This is a genomic window from Arthrobacter sp. LjRoot78 (assembly GCF_964254335.1).
Taxonomy (GTDB): Bacteria; Actinomycetota; Actinomycetes; order Actinomycetales; family Micrococcaceae; genus Arthrobacter.
In genome coordinates this window covers 789,534-806,703 of the sequence record NZ_CAXUTG020000001.1, presented here as the reverse complement: position 1 = coordinate 806,703, position 17,170 = coordinate 789,534, and the positions used below count along the sequence as shown (strand labels likewise).

Annotated in this window: 7 protein-coding genes and 3 rRNA genes; 2 read left to right on the top strand and 8 right to left on the bottom strand. The window is 61.4% G+C overall.

Annotated elements, in window-relative coordinates; genetic code table 11:
* Positions 1 to 91 precede the first annotated feature (91 nt).
* Positions 92 to 1,390, bottom strand: coding sequence for a sugar ABC transporter substrate-binding protein (locus tag ACSQ1X_RS03845; RefSeq protein WP_436059251.1), 1,299 nt, complete (start codon positions 1,388 to 1,390; stop codon positions 92 to 94).
* A 306-nt stretch (positions 1,391 to 1,696) separates the two neighbouring features.
* Between ACSQ1X_RS03845 and ACSQ1X_RS03840 the strand changes: the two genes are divergently transcribed.
* Both ACSQ1X_RS03840 and ACSQ1X_RS03835 read left to right on the top strand, forming a co-directional pair.
* Entirely contained in the window at positions 1,697 to 3,451 is a 1,755-nt protein-coding gene (locus ACSQ1X_RS03840) for a glycoside hydrolase family 13 protein (protein ID WP_436056708.1), read from the top strand.
* 45 nt (positions 3,452 to 3,496) lie between these two features.
* Positions 3,497 to 4,528 carry a LacI family DNA-binding transcriptional regulator gene (locus ACSQ1X_RS03835; protein WP_055802913.1) on the top strand — a complete coding sequence of 344 codons (1,032 nt, stop codon included), beginning with the start codon at positions 3,497 to 3,499 and terminating at the stop codon, positions 4,526 to 4,528.
* 10 nt (positions 4,529 to 4,538) lie between these two features.
* Here ACSQ1X_RS03835 and ACSQ1X_RS03830 read toward each other — a convergent pair whose 3' ends face one another.
* From ACSQ1X_RS03830 to treS, 7 genes are all read right to left on the bottom strand, one after another.
* Positions 4,539 to 5,039 carry a GNAT family N-acetyltransferase gene (locus ACSQ1X_RS03830; protein ID WP_200939370.1) on the bottom strand — a complete coding sequence of 167 codons (501 nt, stop codon included), beginning with the start codon at positions 5,037 to 5,039 and terminating at the stop codon, positions 4,539 to 4,541.
* A gap of 10 nt (positions 5,040 to 5,049) precedes the next feature.
* Positions 5,050 to 5,541 carry an SRPBCC domain-containing protein gene (locus tag ACSQ1X_RS03825; RefSeq protein WP_436056707.1) on the bottom strand — a complete coding sequence of 164 codons (492 nt, stop codon included), beginning with the start codon at positions 5,539 to 5,541 and terminating at the stop codon, positions 5,050 to 5,052.
* A 172-nt stretch (positions 5,542 to 5,713) separates the two neighbouring features.
* Positions 5,714 to 5,830 (bottom strand): 5S ribosomal RNA (gene rrf, locus ACSQ1X_RS03820).
* 221 nt (positions 5,831 to 6,051) lie between these two features.
* A 23S ribosomal RNA gene (locus ACSQ1X_RS03815) occupies positions 6,052 to 9,177 on the bottom strand.
* A 537-nt stretch (positions 9,178 to 9,714) separates the two neighbouring features.
* Positions 9,715 to 11,240: ribosomal RNA gene (locus tag ACSQ1X_RS03810) — 16S ribosomal RNA — on the bottom strand.
* Together the 16S, 23S and 5S rRNA genes form the textbook arrangement of a ribosomal RNA operon.
* A 457-nt stretch (positions 11,241 to 11,697) precedes the next feature.
* Positions 11,698 to 15,369: a 1,4-alpha-glucan branching enzyme gene (locus ACSQ1X_RS03805; protein WP_436056706.1), complete on the bottom strand. Its 3,672-nt coding sequence runs from the start codon at positions 15,367 to 15,369 to the stop codon at positions 11,698 to 11,700.
* 1 nt (position 15,370) lies between these two features.
* Positions 15,371 to 17,167: a maltose alpha-D-glucosyltransferase gene (treS, locus tag ACSQ1X_RS03800; protein ID WP_055800588.1), complete on the bottom strand. Its 1,797-nt coding sequence runs from the start codon at positions 17,165 to 17,167 to the stop codon at positions 15,371 to 15,373.
* Positions 17,168 to 17,170 lie beyond the last annotated feature (3 nt).

Below are 17,170 nucleotides of genomic sequence, written 5' to 3'. Positions count from 1 at the left end.
GAGGGCACTGCAGCAAAGCGGGGGCTGCAGCAGCCGGCCGGGCAGCATGAAGCTGCCCGGCCGGTGCTGTCGGGAGTAGACCGGAAAGGGGTCAGCCGGCGATTTTCGCCTTGATGCTGGCCGCCATCTTGGCCCAGTCGGCAGCAGGATCGCCCTGGCCCTTGATGAGGGCCAGTTCGGTGGCTCCCCAGTCGGCCCAGACCGCACTCATTTCCGGGATGGCCGGCATGGGCACACCGGTGGCACCGATCTTGCCGAATGCTTCCACGACGGGGTCGCTGGCAGCCTTCTCGAAGGACGCCTTCAGCGCCGGCGGGCGGCCGCCGGCCTTGTACATGGAGTCCTGGGCCGCTTCCGAGGTGAGGTAGTTGGTCACGAACTCGTTGGTGGCCAGGGCGTTGGCGCTCTTGGCGCTGATGAAGAAGCCATTGACGCCGATAAACGGCTGGGCAGGCTTGTCACCGGCGGTCGGCAGGGCGTCCACGGCAAACTTGATGCCCTTCTTCTGGACGTCCGGAACATTCCAGGGGCCCGTCAGGAAGTACGGTGATTCGCCGGCCAGGAATTTCTCCTTGGCGATGTCTCCGGTGATGTTGGAGTTGATGATCTTCTCACCGGTATCGCCCCAGGCCACAAGCTTCTTGGCGAACTCGACGCCGGCCGCGTCGCCGATCAGGAGCTGCTTGGGGTCGTAGCCGCCGTCGGCTGCCTGGCCGAAGACCTGCGAACCCATGGAGGCCTGCAGCGGGTAGAGGTGGTACGGGTCACCCTGTTTGGGATCCATGCCCACGAGGAACGGGAACTTGGCTTTGCCGTCCGCCACGGCCTTCTTGCCGTTGGCTACCACTTCATCCAAGGTTGCCGCGCTCTCGGCCACGAGGTCGGTGTTGCGCACCAGGGCAATGTTCTCGATGGCGTACGGGACGCCATAGACGGAACCGTTGAACGTCATGGCCTTGACGGAGGAGTCCTGGAAGGCCGAGGACTTGTCGCCGAGTTCGATCGGAGCGATCACGCCGTTCTGGACGAACTTGCCCACCCAGTCGTGCGGGCCCACGATCAGGTCCGGACCCTTGCCCGTGGGGACCTGGGTGATGAAGTCATCGCGGACAGCGGCGAAGTCTTTGACAACCAGCTTCACTTCGATGCCGGTATCGGCCTGGAACTTGGCGGTGATGTCCTTGAGTGCCGGTGACCGTTCGGCGTCGACCCACATGGTGATGGTGCCGGCGCCGGCGGATTTCAGATCCGGCTTGGTGGTGGTGGTGGCCGGCGACGTGGCGGCCGCGCCCCCGCAGGCGCTGAGCGCCAGGGCTGCCACGACGGAGAGCGCGCCTGCCGTAAAGACGCGGCGGCTGGTCCCGCTCGTGAGGGTGTTCTGCACCTTCATTGGTGTCCCTTTCATAAAAAATCCTGCATCCACGCGGCGGCCCCTGGGGCCCTGTGGCATCGTCGGTGATGTGGCTCACAGCTGCAAGCGCTTCCAAAGTACACGGAATGACCCATGTTGGAAAGTCACCCTACTCGGCAGTAGCTGTTTGGGCAAAATGGAGCGCCGCCGGCCACGGCCCCAAGCTGACGCGCCGAAACGCCGATAATTAAGGACTGAAGCGGAAGGCCTCCCCAGCGCAGTGAGGCGCACGTCACAATTGGAAGCGTTTTCAATTTGGCGCGGTTCCGTTCTACGATTACCGGCATGTCCGTTGACTCAATGCTCAAAGCCCCCGCCGTAGCGGCCGGGCCGCTGACCCTGGTCCACACTGCAGATGAAGCTGCCGGCTGGTGGCGCTCCGCGGTGATTTATCAGGTTTATCCGCGGTCTTTCCGGGACCTGAACGGGGACGGAATCGGCGATCTGGCCGGCATCACCGCCGAACTCCCCCAGCTGGCCCGGCTTGATGTGGATGCCGTCTGGCTGTCGCCGTTCTACCGCTCACCGCAGAAGGATGCCGGATACGACGTCAGCGATTACTGCGACGTGGATCCGCTTTTCGGCACTCTGGCCGACTTCGACGCCATGATGGCGCAGGCAGCCCGCCTGAACCTGCGCGTGATCGTGGACCTCGTTCCCAATCACTGTTCGGACCAGCACGCCGCTTTCCAAGCCGCCCTCGGCGCCCCCGCGGGCAGTCCGGAGCGGGACATGTTCATCTTCCGGGACGGCCGCGGACCCTTTGGCGAAGAGCCTCCCAACAACTGGGAATCCCACTTTGGCGGACCGGCCTGGACACGTATCGCTGAACCGGACGGCCGGCCGGGGCAGTGGTATCTGCACCTCTTCGATACTTCCCAGCCGGACTTCAACTGGGACAACCAGGCAGTCCACGATGAGTTCGAACGGGTGCTGCGTTTCTGGCTGGACCGTGGTGTCGCCGGATTCCGCGTGGACGTTGCACATGCCTTGGTGAAGGCTCCCGGGCTGCCTGAATGGGGTGGCCGGGCAGATGGCAACAGCTGTGACGGCTACCCTGGCCACGATGCCCCGATGTTCGGCCAGCCTGCCCTGCATGACATCTACCGGGCATGGCGCCGCATCCTGGCGGAGTACGGTCCGGACCGCATCCTGTGCGCCGAAGCCAACGTGGACCCGCTGCCACGTCTGGCCGACTGGGTCCGCCCGGACGAAATGCATCAGGCGTTCAATTTTCCCTACCTCCATGCGGGTCTTGACGTCCACCGCCTGCGCGGCGTGATCACGGACTCGCTGGTGGCGCTGGACGCCGTCGGTGCGCCCAGCACGTGGGTGCTGTCCAACCACGACGTCGTCCGCCACGCCACCCGTTTCGGCTACGACGGCCCGGCACCGCGCGACGGCGACGGGATCGGCACCTTTGACCGTCAGCCCGACTTTGCGCTGGGCCGGAAGCGGGCGGCGGCCGCCTCCATGTTTATGCTGGGGCTTCCCGGCGGGGCGTACCTCTATCAGGGCGAGGAACTTGGCCTTCCGGACGGCATCGACATCCCGGACAGCCAGCGCCAGGACCCCACCTTCGCGCGCACCGGTGGAGAGCGGCTGGGCCGCGACGGCTGCAGGGTGCCACTTCCATGGCGCGCCGCGGAGCTCCACACCGGTTTCGGGTCCGGCCAGGACCCTTGGCTGCCGCAGCCGGCAAGCTTCGCCGAACTGGCACGCGACGTGCAGACTGCACAGCCGACGTCGCATCTGAACCTCTACCGCCGGATGTTGGCGATACGGAGGCAGTTGGACCTGGGCCGGGGCTCGCTGGCCTGGCTGGAAAGCTGGTGCAGCGATACGTCGCTTGCCTACGTCAACGGCACCACGCTGGTGGTAATGAACGCGGGGCAGGATCCTATGGACCTCCCGCCGGGGCGTGTGCTGCTGCGCAGCTCCCCGGAGTCAGCTGAGCATTCGGCGTCACCGGAAACGTACGACGGCGGTCATCAGCTAGGCTCGGGTGAGACGGTCTGGTTGAACCTTCCAATTGGGTGATCCGGCTGTCGTTGAATTAGCAGTGAGGAACACGGAGAACTGAACATGCCCGGCATCAAGGACGTAGCTGAGCGTGCGGGCCTATCCATCGCCACCGTGTCGCGGGCGCTGAGCGGCAAAGGCAACGTCTCGCCCCGCAGCCGCGAACGCGCGCAGACAGCGGCGGCGGAGCTCGGTTTCGTGTTGTCGTACCATGCCTCCAGCCTGGCTTCAGGCCGGAACCACAATGTGGGAGTGGTTGTTCCTTCGGTCCACCGCTGGTTTTTCTCGTCGGTGGTGGAGGGAGTGTCCGCGACACTGCTCGACGCCGGCTACGACCTGACCTTGTACAACGTCAGTGAAGGGCCCGACCGCCGGCACAGTGTTCTGAACGATTTTCTCCTGCGAAAACGGGTGGATGCGGTCATCGCTGTGTCGCTCGAACTCAGTGAAGCTGAAATACAGCAGCTGCTCGCCATCCATCGCCCGATCGTGGGAATCGGCGGACCGTTGCCTGGTGCCTCCACCATTCGGATCAACGACTCCGGCATTGCCGAGGCCGCAACCAACCACCTCCTCCGGCTGGGACACACCCGGATCGCCCATATGACCGGCGACGCCTCCTATCAGCAGGACTTCCGGCTCCCCGGCACGCGACAGGGCGGCTTTGAAAAAGCCATGGCGTCTGCCGGCGTTGCAGTCCGCCCTGAATGGCAGGTCTCCGCCGACTTCACCATCCAGGGGGCCTATGCGAGTGCCCGGCAACTGCTTGGCGGAGCTTCCGAACGGCCCACGGCGGTGTTCGCGGCGTCGGATGAGATGGCCATCGGAACCATCCTGGCCGCACGTGACTTCGGCCTGCGGATTCCGTACGACTTGTCCGTCATCGGTATTGATGGCCATGAGCTTGGTGAGGTGTTCGGGCTGACCACTATCGACCAGGACGCCCGTGGCCAAGGGGCATTGGCGGTCCGGCTGCTGCTCGCCGGGCTTGAGAACGCTGCCGACGGCGGCGCAACGGACACTGAGTTCCCCACCAAGTTCGTGGTCAGGTCCAGTACCTCCGTCCCACCGGCAGATGTAGGGCCAAAGTGCTAAGTTCTTCCTCCTACAACTCCCGCTCCATGACGAATTCCTTCTTGGCAGGATCCAGTGCGTAGGCTTCCCTGCGGCCTGTGTCATGAAAGCTGTGGCGTGTATAGAAGCGAAGGGCACGGGTGTTGTCCTCGTGTACCCCGAGCTGCAACAGCCCGGCACCCAGCTCGCTAGCTGCAGCTTCAACCGAATGGCCCAGAAGCTTGTCCGCAAGCCCGCTGCCTCGGTATGCCGCAGCCACATAGACACTGATCAGCATGGCCTGACGCGGCCGGTCGATGTCTTGGGGATGTTTGACCACCACACGCATCAGCGCGCAAAAACCGTTGGCCCCTGAGTCGTCCTCAGCCACGAACGTCACACTGCCCGGGGCAGTCATCGCAGCGGCGCGGCTCCGCCATTGACCTTCAGTCTGCGCCTGGGCCGACACCAGCGATTCGACATACGCAGTGGGCGTGTCTGACAGCATCTCCAGCCGTACGGCCCGTAGCGACTGCCATTCGCCCTCGGTCATGCGGCGGACCCTAACCAACGGCACCACCCATGAACCGAACAAAGCGGGCAAGTACGCCCGGCCAACCTGCATCGTATTCCGCCCGAGCCCTGGCTGGGTCTTCGGCGCCTTCCCAACCGTCGTGCACCAGCCGGAGCTCGGTGCCCCCTTCCACGGCCCTAAACGCAACGCGAAGCTCAGTGGACCACAACGCCGTGGTCCCGGGGTGCCAGCTGGCGTGGAAAGACAGCGGTGGCTGCCAGTCGTCTATGGTGCCCCAGACCGCGGTGCGGCCATCGTCGGCGGTTTCCAACACCAGGTTCTCTTCGAATTCAACGTAGGAGCCCGCGCCGAACACGCTGTGATCCTCGAGGGGCCACCATAGGTGGGTGTGTTCGGTGAACCCGATGAACACTTTGGAGACCGGCCCGGGCACCACCACGATGTGCACGATGGCGCCGAGGGCATCCACGGGATCCGATGCTTCGTCGGCCGGGGAAGCGTGGCTAAAGAGGTTGTCCATGGTCAACAACTTTACCCGGACGCTGTCCCACCCAGGTTCTGCGGGAGGGCCCTGGGGGGAGGTGTGTGGTTCCGGGTCGGGAGCCTGTCGGCCTCTGTCAGAAGGCGGGTTTTGGTGGTTTAAATGCGGGAGAGCCCCAACCGTGTGGTTGGGGCTCTCGACCTGAATGGTGTTCCGGCGGTGACCTACTCTCCCACACCCTCCCGGGTGCAGTACCATCGGCGCTGTGGGTCTTAGCTTCCGGGTTCGGAATGGGACCGGGCGTTTCCCCCACGCTATGACCGCCGTAACCCTTGCTCCGCGCCCTGGACGTGTGGTCCGGGGCGGGAAATCTGTGGTTACAACATGTGTTCTGCCGGTTAAGGCAGTTGTGGTGTTGTTATTTTATTGTTGATTCCTGAACGCAACGGGTTTGTTGGTTGGGAACCACATAGTGGACGCAAGCAGTCTTGTTATCTTCGTACCATTGTTTGGTGTGAACCCCTTTTGAATCGGGTTCACCAATGGTGTGTGGTGTAAGTTATCGGCCTATTAGTACCGGTCAGCTTCACGAGTCGTTAGTCCTCGCTTCCACATCCGGCCTATCAACCCAGTGGTCTGGCTGGGGGCCTCTCACACACAAGGTGTATGGAAATCTCATCTCGAAGCGAGCTTCCCGCTTAGATGCTTTCAGCGGTTATCCCATCCGAACGTAGCTAATCAGCGGTGCACTTGGCAGTACAACTGACACACCAGAGGTTCGTCCGTCCCGGTCCTCTCGTACTAAGGACAGCCCTTCTCAAATTTCCTGCGCGCGCAGCGGATAGGGACCGAACTGTCTCACGACGTTCTAAACCCAGCTCGCGTACCGCTTTAATGGGCGAACAGCCCAACCCTTGGGACCTACTCCAGCCCCAGGATGCGACGAGCCGACATCGAGGTGCCAAACCATGCCGTCGATATGGACTCTTGGGCAAGATCAGCCTGTTATCCCCGAGGTACCTTTTATCCGTTGAGCGACGGCCATTCCACAATGTACCGCCGGATCACTAGTCCCGACTTTCGTCCCTGCTCGAGATGTCTCTCTCACAGTCAAGCTCCCTTGTGCACTTACACTCGACACCTGATTGCCAACCAGGCTGAGGGAACCTTTGGGCGCCTCCGTTACTTTTTAGGAGGCAACCGCCCCAGTTAAACTACCCATCAGGCACTGTCCCTGACCCGGATTACGGGCCGAAGTTAGATGTCCAAAGTGACCAGAGTGGTATTTCAACGATGACTCCACCCGAACTGGCGTCCGGGCTTCAACGTCTCCCACCTATCCTACACAAGCCACTCCGAACACCAATACCAAACTATAGTAAAGGTCTCGGGGTCTTTCCGTCCTGCTGCGCGTAACGAGCATCTTTACTCGTACTGCAATTTCGCCGAGTTTATGGTTGAGACAGCGGGGAAGTCGTTACTCCATTCGTGCAGGTCGGAACTTACCCGACAAGGAATTTCGCTACCTTAGGATGGTTATAGTTACCACCGCCGTTTACTGGGGCTTAAATTCTCAGCTTCGCCTTGCGGCTAACCGGTCCTCTTAACCTTCCAGCACCGGGCAGGAGTCAGTCCGTATACATCGTCTTGCGACTTCGCACGGACCTGTGTTTTTAGTAAACAGTCGCTTCCCCCTGGTCTCTGCGGCCCCGATCCCCTCCCACCAGCAAGTGGTGTTCAAGGTTGGGGCCCCCCTTCTCCCGAAGTTACGGGGGCATTTTGCCGAGTTCCTTAACCATAATTCTCTCGATCGCCTTAGTATTCTCTACCTGATCACCTGTGTCGGTTTGGGGTACGGGCGGCTAAAACCTCGCGTCGATGCTTTTCTAGGCAGCATAGGATCACCGAATCCCCCCATACGGGGGTCCCGTCAGGTCTCAGGCATCATGAACGGCGGATTTGCCTACCGTTCGCCCTACATCCTTGGACCGGGACAACCATCGCCCGGCTCGGCTACCTTCCTGCGTCACACCTGTTAATACGCTTACCTCCCAGGATCAGGTCCCGCGCTCCACCAAAACCCTCACACCACAAGGGCGATCGGGCAGGCTTCGGGCAGTTAGTATCCCCTGTTCAGCATGGGCGGTTTTTCGCCGGTACGGGAATATCAACCCGTTGTCCATCGACTACGCCTGTCGGCCTCGCCTTAGGTCCCGACTTACCCAGGGCAGATTAGCTTGACCCTGGAACCCTTGATCATTCGGCGGACGGGTTTCTCACCCGTCTTTCGCTACTCATGCCTGCATTCTCACTCGTGTAGGCTCCACCGCTGGTTTACACCGCGACTTCACTGCCCACACGACGCTCCCCTACCCATCCACACTCCTGAACCACAAAGGCTTGGATAAAATGTGAATGCCACAACTTCGGCGGTGTACTTGAGCCCCGCTACATTGTCGGCGCGGAATCACTTGACCAGTGAGCTATTACGCACTCTTTTAAGGATGGCTGCTTCTAAGCCAACCTCCTGGTTGTCTTCGCAACTCCACATCCTTTCCCACTTAGCACACGCTTAGGGGCCTTAGTTGGTGGTCTGGGCTGTTTCCCTCTCGACTATGAAGCTTATCCCCCACAGTCTCACTGCTGCGCTCTCACTTACCGGCATTCGGAGTTTGGCTGACGTCAGTAACCTTGTAGGGCCCATTAGCCATCCAGTAGCTCTACCTCCGGTAAGAAACACGCAACGCTGCACCTAAATGCATTTCGGGGAGAACCAGCTATCACGAAGTTTGATTGGCCTTTCACCCCTACCCACAGCTCATCCCCTCCATTTTCAACTGAAGTGGGTTCGGTCCTCCACGACGTCTTACCGTCGCTTCAACCTGGCCATGGGTAGATCACTTCGCTTCGGGTCTAGATCACGCCACTGCAACGCCCTATTCAGACTCGCTTTCGCTACGGCTGCCCCACACGGGTTAACCTCGCGACGTAACACTAACTCGCAGGCTCATTCTTCAAAAGGCACGCCGTCACCAGAATCAGACTGGCTCCGACGGATTGTAAGCACACGGTTTCAGGTACTGTTTCACTCCCCTCCCGGGGTACTTTTCACCTTTCCCTCACGGTACTGGTCCGCTATCGGTCATTAGGGAGTATTTAGGCTTATCAGGTGGTCCTGACAGATTCGCACGGGATTTCTCGGGCCCCGTGCTACTTGGGATACTTCCCAGGCGGTACACAACATTACGGTTACGGGGCTCACACCCTCTCTGGCCGGCCTTTCAAGACCGTTCACCTATGCCTGCACATCACACCTCGCTGGTCCGGCAGAACCAGCACGGGAAGTCCCGCAACCCCGACCATGCAACGCCCGCCGGCTATCACACATGGAACGGTTTAGCCTGATCCGCGTTCGCTCGCCACTACTAACGGAATCACTATTGTTTTCTCTTCCTGCGGGTACTGAGATGTTTCACTTCCCCGCGTTCCCTCCACGCACCCTATGTGTTCAGATGCGGGTCACCAGGCAGCTCGCGCCCCTGGCGGGGTTTCCCCATTCGGACACCCTGGGATCACAGTCCGGTTATCGACTCCCCCAGGCTTATCGCAGATTCCTACGTCCTTCTTCGGCTCCTAATGCCAAGGCATCCACCGTGTGCTCTTAAAAACTTGACCACAAAAGATCAAAAAAACTAATTTTCGAGAGAACCACAGAAACCACTGCACCATCCCGAAAGACAGCACAACAGATCCAGGTTCATATTCTTGGAAATTGCTTCTTATAAAAGATGCTCGCGTCCACTATGTAGTTCTCAAACAACAACCCCGTACCACACACCCCACACACACCCGCCCCCACAAAAAGGACAAAGCAACCATGCGATCGATGCAGCCAGGAAACCAGAAACAAACAAGTACCGAACCACCACAGCCAAAAAGCCGCAGCACCCGGCCCTGTTGCCTCAGGACCCAACAGTGTGCCAAACACTAAACCACCACTCCCATCCCCGCACCGTTCCAGGACACACCCGCCGCAATTACTCACAGCAAGGGTCCGTACTAGGCGCAGGGAAAAAACCGGCGGCCGCTATTTGTTGATATTCCACCCGTGAGCACCCGCCGCAGAACTTTCGTCTGCGCAACGGGCATATACTCCTGACAACCCCGCCACACCCGCATACACGGGGCACGGTGGCTGTAGGTGCTCCTTAGAAAGGAGGTGATCCAGCCGCACCTTCCGGTACGGCTACCTTGTTACGACTTAGTCCCAATCGCCAGTCCCACCTTCGACAGCTCCCTCCCACAAGGGGTTAGGCCACCGGCTTCGGGTGTTACCAACTTTCGTGACTTGACGGGCGGTGTGTACAAGGCCCGGGAACGTATTCACCGCAGCGTTGCTGATCTGCGATTACTAGCGACTCCGACTTCATGGGGTCGAGTTGCAGACCCCAATCCGAACTGAGACCGGCTTTTTGGGATTAGCTCCACCTCACAGTATCGCAACCCTTTGTACCGGCCATTGTAGCATGCGTGAAGCCCAAGACATAAGGGGCATGATGATTTGACGTCGTCCCCACCTTCCTCCGAGTTGACCCCGGCAGTCTCCCATGAGTCCCCGCCATTACGCGCTGGCAACATGGAACGAGGGTTGCGCTCGTTGCGGGACTTAACCCAACATCTCACGACACGAGCTGACGACAACCATGCACCACCTGTGAACCGGCCCCAAAGGGGAAGGACTGTTTCCAGCCCGGTCCGGCCCATGTCAAGCCTTGGTAAGGTTCTTCGCGTTGCATCGAATTAATCCGCATGCTCCGCCGCTTGTGCGGGCCCCCGTCAATTCCTTTGAGTTTTAGCCTTGCGGCCGTACTCCCCAGGCGGGGCACTTAATGCGTTAGCTACGGCGCGGAAAACGTGGAATGTCCCCCACACCTAGTGCCCAACGTTTACGGCATGGACTACCAGGGTATCTAATCCTGTTCGCTCCCCATGCTTTCGCTCCTCAGCGTCAGTTAATGCCCAGAGACCTGCCTTCGCCATCGGTGTTCCTCCTGATATCTGCGCATTTCACCGCTACACCAGGAATTCCAGTCTCCCCTACATCACTCTAGTCTGCCCGTACCCACCGCAGATCCGGAGTTGAGCCCCGGACTTTCACGGCAGACGCGACAAACCGCCTACGAGCTCTTTACGCCCAATAATTCCGGATAACGCTTGCGCCCTACGTATTACCGCGGCTGCTGGCACGTAGTTAGCCGGCGCTTCTTCTGCAGGTACCGTCACTTTCGCTTCTTCCCTACTGAAAGAGGTTTACAACCCGAAGGCCGTCATCCCTCACGCGGCGTCGCTGCATCAGGCTTTCGCCCATTGTGCAATATTCCCCACTGCTGCCTCCCGTAGGAGTCTGGGCCGTGTCTCAGTCCCAGTGTGGCCGGTCACCCTCTCAGGCCGGCTACCCGTCGTCGCCTTGGTGAGCCATTACCTCACCAACAAGCTGATAGGCCGCGAGTCCATCCAAAACCACAAAAAGCTTTCCACCCCCCACCATGCGATGAGGAGTCATATCCGGTATTAGACCCAGTTTCCCAGGCTTATCCCAGAGTTAAGGGCAGGTTACTCACGTGTTACTCACCCGTTCGCCACTAATCACCCCAGCAAGCTGGAGGTCATCGTTCGACTTGCATGTGTTAAGCACGCCGCCAGCGTTCATCCTGAGCCAGGATCAAACTCTCCGTTGAAGTAAAACAAAAACGAACACAACTCAAAACCCCCGGGAAAACGGAAGAAAAAAGCTGCAAAATTTGAAACCAGCTGTAAAAACCAGACCACACCACGGGGTGGCGGGCCCGGTCAATTCAACCAATCCATATAAATAAATTGGTATCAACAAACTTGGCACACTATTGAGTTCTCAAACAACAGACACACCCGGCACCACCACAACCAACTTCTGGTCGCGGATCGCTCCGGAGCAACTTTCCAAACTTACCCGCTTGCTTCACCCGAGTCAAATCGGCCATCCCGACTCACTTTGCCTGTGGCATTCCGTGTAGTCTTTGCTGGCCAACTCCGGGGAGCAGCGCGGAAATAAACTCTACCACCACTTTTGCGAGGATACAAAGCGGCCCGAATTGAGGGCCGAAAAAGCCCCGGATCCCAAGGATCCGGGGCTTTCGGAAGCACCTGCCGTCAGCGTTAGCCGGCTGGCTTGAAGAATGCAGCACCCAACGGAGGCAACGTGACGGTCAGCGTCGCCGGCTGGCCGTCCTGCCCCTCGGTCGTGGCAGCGAGCGCACCCTGGTTCAGGACGCCGGATCCGCCGTAGCTGGAGTCGTCGGTGTTGAGGACCTCCTGCCAGGCGCCGGTCACAGGAACCCCCAGGGTGTAGCCCTGGTGCGGGCCGCCGGAGAAGTTGATGGCGCACACCAGCGGGTTGCCATCCTTGTCCCACCGGATGAACGACAGGACGTTGCGGTCGGCGTCGCCGCCGTTGATCCACTGGAAGCCGCCCGGTTCGTTGTCCCGCTCATAAAGTGCGGGGGTCGACGCGTAGAGCTCGTTCAGTTCCTTGGTGAGCAATTGGACGCCACGGTGTGCCGGGATGTCCGCCAGGTACCAGTCCAGGCCGTGCTGTTCGGACCATTCAGCCTCTTGGCCGAATTCAGTACCCATAAAGATCAGCTGCTTGCCGGGGTGGGCCCACTGGTACGCGAGGAATGCGCGGAGGTTGGCCAGCTGCTGCCAGCGGTCACCGGGCATCTTCCGGAGCATGGAGCCCTTGCCGTGCACAACCTCGTCGTGGCTGATGGGCAGGAGGAAGTTCTCAGTGAAGGCGTAGACCATCGAGAAAGTGACGGTTCCGTGGTGCCACTTGCGGTTTACCGGGTCCTCGGAGGCGTACTTGAGCGAGTCATGCATCCAGCCCATGTTCCACTTCAGGCCGAAGCCCAGGCCGCCAACACTTGTCGGGGCTGTCACCCCGGGGAACGCCGTTGATTCCTCCGCGATCATCACGGCACCCGGGTGGGTCTTGTACACCGTGGCGTTAGCCTCCTGCAGGAAGGAGATCGCTTCAAGGTTCTCGCGGCCGCCATACCTGTTGGGCTGCCACTGCCCTTCCTCACGGGAGTAGTCGAGGTACAACATCGACGCCACGGCGTCCACGCGCAGGCCGTCAATGTGGAACTCGTCGAGCCAGTAAAGCGCGTTGGAGACCAGGAAGTTGCGGACTTCCGTCCGGCCGAAGTCGAAGATCAGCGTGCCCCAGTCCGGGTGCTCGCCGAGGTTCGGGTCGGCATGCTCGTACAGGGCCTCACCGTCGAACTGGGCAAGGGCCCAGGCGTCCTTGGGGAAGTGCGCCGGCACCCAGTCAAGCAGGACGCCAATGCCCGCCTGGTGCAGCGCGTCCACGAGGAACCTGAATTCGTCCGGGTGGCCGAACCTTGACGTGGGCGCGAAGTAGGACGTGACTTGGTAGCCCCACGAGCCGCCGAAGGGGTGTTCGGCCACGGGCATGAACTCCACGTGGGTGAAACCGAGCCACTTGACGTACTCCACCAGCTCCTTGGCCAGTTCGCGGTAGCCCAGTCCGAGGCGCCAGGAGCCAAGGTGGACCTCGTATACGCTCATGGGCGAATTGTGCGGATCCCGCGCAGCGCGGGCCGCCATCCACTCCTCGTCCTTGAAGGCGTATGCCGACTCAACCACGCGTGACGCGGTGAGCGGCGGGACTTCGGTTCCGAATGCCAGGGGATCGGCTTTCTCCACCCAGTGGCCCGCTTTGGTCTTGATTTCGAACTTGTAGCACGCCCCTGCTAAAACACCCGGGATAAAGAGTTCCCAGACCCCTGATGAGCCCAGCGAACGCATCGAGTTCTCCCGACCGTCCCAGGCGTTGAAGTCGCCCTTGATCCTGACGGCCTGTGCATTGGGTGCCCATACCGCGAACGAGACGCCGTCCACGTCGCCGAGGGCCGACTTGTAGTGCTGGACGTGCGCGCCCAGTACTTCCCACAGTTTCTCGTGGCGGCCTTCGCCGATCAGGTGCAGGTCTACCTCCCCGACTGTGGGCAGGTAGTGGTACGGATCGTCCGTGGCCTGCGGGGGCACTCCCTCGTAGGTGACTTCCAGACGGTAGTCGGGGACATGGCCCGGCTGAAGGGGTTCGAGCACGGCGGCCCACACGCCATTGGATTCATGCGTCATGGGCACCGAGCCGGCGGCGGTCACAACCGACACAGCCGATGCCAGGTGCTTGACGGTGCGGACGGTGACATGGCCGTGGTCGTCAAGGTGTGCGCCCAGGACGGAGTGCGGGGCGTGGTATTCGCCTGATGCCACCCTCGAAAGCGTCTCCGGGTCCACCTGAAGAGGCGCGGGCCGATCTGTACGTGCTGAGCCTGTCATTTTGTTACCTTCCGCTGCGGCTGCGGCTGAAGCGCCGGAGCCTGTACTGCTGAGGAGACGCCGTGAAGCATTTACCGGAATGTCCAGCCATCCGGGCCTGTTGCGCAACTCATAGACAACTTCATACAACGCCTTGTCCAGCCACAATGCCACAAACAAGGGCGAGCCGCGGTCAATGGTCCCGGGCGTAATTTCGCCGTACCCCGCCAGGAACGCTTCGGCGCAGTCGTCCACCCACGAAGCGGGGACATGGATGCCCTCCCGCTCGCGTTCGGCGGCGCCGGCGGCGTAGTCGAAGGACCGCAGCATGCCGACGACGTCCCGCAGCGGCACGTCCGGGAAGTTGCGTTCCGCGATGGGCCTTAGAGGTTCGCCTTCGAAGTCCAGGATGGCCCAGCGTTCCTGCTCCCCCGGACGGCCCGGCACCTGCAGGATCTGTCCCAGGTGAAGGTCGCCATGGATCCGCTGCAGCGCACCGGCGTTGCTGCCTTCAAGCTGATTGAGCAGGCCGGCCAGGGCGTCGTCATACTGCCCGACGGCGGGACCTGCTTCCGTCCAGGACTGCCGGACGCGCTGGGCTACTCCGGGGGCGATGTCCTCTCCCGGTGCGGATTCCGCGGCAAGGCCCAGCGCCTCGGCCAGGCGCCGGTGCACAGTCGCAGTCGCCACGCCCAAGGCATGGGCCTCGGCAGAGAAGTCCGTGCCGGAACTTGCGGCATCAACGGCCAGCCGCCAGGCGTCACGGCCGCCAGCCAGGAACTCATGCGCTACCGCGAGTTCACCCTGAACAGTCCGCGGCTTGTCTTCGGCACCGCCTTGCGGGGCTTGCCACTCCCCCGTGACCCAGCCGAGAGTGGCCGGAACCTCCGACGTCCTTGCCTGCGTGAGGGCAGCGCCGATTTCCACTTCCGGGTTCCGTCCCTCGGACAGCACGCGGAAGAATTTGACGATCGCTGCAGAGCCGCCGTCGTCCACTATCACCGAACTGTTTGACTGCTCACCGGAGAGGACCTTTACGGTCCCGGTGGCCGTCGGCAGCGGATAGTCGGAAGGCACCAGGTGGCCAACGGCGTTCCCTTCCGCCGAAGTACCTCCGCTTCGCATCAATTCCAGCCAGGCCGACACAAATACCGGGTCATGGACGCCATCGTAGATCCACCGGCGCCCCCGGGCGGCGTCGCCACCCTCGCCCACCAAGGCCGCTTCCTTGCCGGGCAGTGGCTCAACCCGGTAGCTGAGCGGGACCTGCACGACGTCGGTGCGGCTGCCGCCGTCGGCCGTGGGGTACGTGACCGCCGCGAGGAACACCTCAATGCCCACCTCGCCGCTGCCGTCGTCCAGGCGCACACCACCGGCAGGAGACAGCGTGAAGTCGCCTGTCTTGACCGGGAACCAGCGCTGGCGCGGGAGCCAGGCCCGGAGCAGTTCAGAGAGGGAGGGATTGAGTGTGGATTGGGTCATTTCAGCCTTCGATGGACAGGACCGGGAGGGCCTGGGTAAACGGCGACGCCGGGTTGGACGCGGCCGAACGAATCCGCAGCCAGAAGAAATCGTGGCTCCCCAGCGTCAGCGTGAGCCGGCCGTCGTCGCCGATGGCCGGGAACGGCTGGCCGCCGAAAACGTCGCGGAGGCCGCGGCCGGCATACTGCGGAAGTCGCAATGTGGTGGCCACGGGGTGCTGCGACAGGTTGAAGGCGCAGAGTATCGACTCGGCGTCCTCTCCCGCCGAGTTGTCAGGGGACAGCTCCCGCAGGTAGGCAAGGACGACGTCGTGATCTGCTTCCACGTGCTTGAAGGCGCCCAGCCCGAATGCGGGGTGGTTCTTCCGGACGCTGAGGATCTGCCGGGTCCATCTCAGCAGTGACCCGGAATGCGCGGCCTCCGCTTCCACGTTGGCCATGCCGTAGTTGTACACGAGCGACTGGATGACCGGCAGGTAGAGCTTGCCCGGATCAGCGTGCGAGAAGCCCGCGTTGCGGTCCGGGTTCCACTGCATGGGTGTGCGGACGGCGTCGCGGTCTTCCAGCCAGATGTTGTCGCCCATGCCGATTTCATCCCCGTAGTACAGGAACGGGCTTCCGGGTAGCGAAAGCAGCAGGGCGTTGATCAGCTCAATCTCGGACCGGGAATTGTCCAGCAGCGGTGCCAGCCTGCGGCGGATGCCGATGTTGGCACGCATGCGGGGGTCCGGCGCATACCAGCCCAGCATGGCCGCGCGCTCGTCGGCGGTGACCATTTCCAGGGTGAGTTCATCGTGGTTCCGCAGGAAAGTGCCCCATTGGGCCCCTTCCGGAATATCCGGCGTTTCCTTCATCGTCTCGATGATGGGTGCCGCCTTCTGGTCCCTCAGCGCATAGTAGAGCCGAGGCATGATGGGGAAGTGGAAGGCCATGTGGCATTCGGGTTCCTCTTCGGTCCCGAAGTACTCCACCACCTCGACCGGCGGCTGGTTGGCCTCGGCGATGATGACCCTGCCGGGATAGTTCTCGTCCACCATTTTCCGCAGTGCACGCAGGAAATCGTGGGTGGCGGGCAGGTTTTCGCAGTTGGTTCCCTCTTCCTCGAAGAGGTACGGGATGGCGTCCGCGCGGAAACCGTCAATGCCCTGGTCCAGCCAGAACCGGACGACGTCGAAAAGGGCGTCGATGACCTTGGGGTTCTCAAAGTTCAGGTCAGGCTGGTGGCTGAAGAACCGGTGCCAGAAGAACTGCCGCCGGATGGGATCGAACGTCCAGTTGGATTCCTCCGTGTCCACGAAGATGATGCGGGCATCTTGGTACTTCTCGTCCGTGTCGCTCCAGACATAGAAGTCGCCGAACGGACCGTCTGGGTCCTTGCGGGACTCCTGGAACCACGGGTGCTGGTCCGATGTGTGGTTCAGCGGCAGGTCGATGATGACACGCACGCCCCGGGCGTGGGCCTCGGCAACGAGGCGCTTGAAGTCGCTGATGGTGCCGAACTCGTCCAGGACCGAGTTGTAGTCCGAGATGTCATAGCCGCCGTCGCGGAGCGGGGACTGGAAGAACGGCGGCAGCCACAGGCAGTCGACGCCGAGCCACTGGAGGTAGTCCAGTTTCTCGATGAGCCCGTGGAAGTCGCCGGAACCGTCACCGTTTCCGTCAGCAAAGCCACGGACCAGGACTTCGTAGAACACTGCTTTGCGGTACCACAGGGGATCGTGTTGCAGGCCAGGGGCGTTGAGCTCGAACGTGCCCTTGGGGGTGAAATGCTGGCTCGGGTTCTGCGGACTGAAACTCACGTA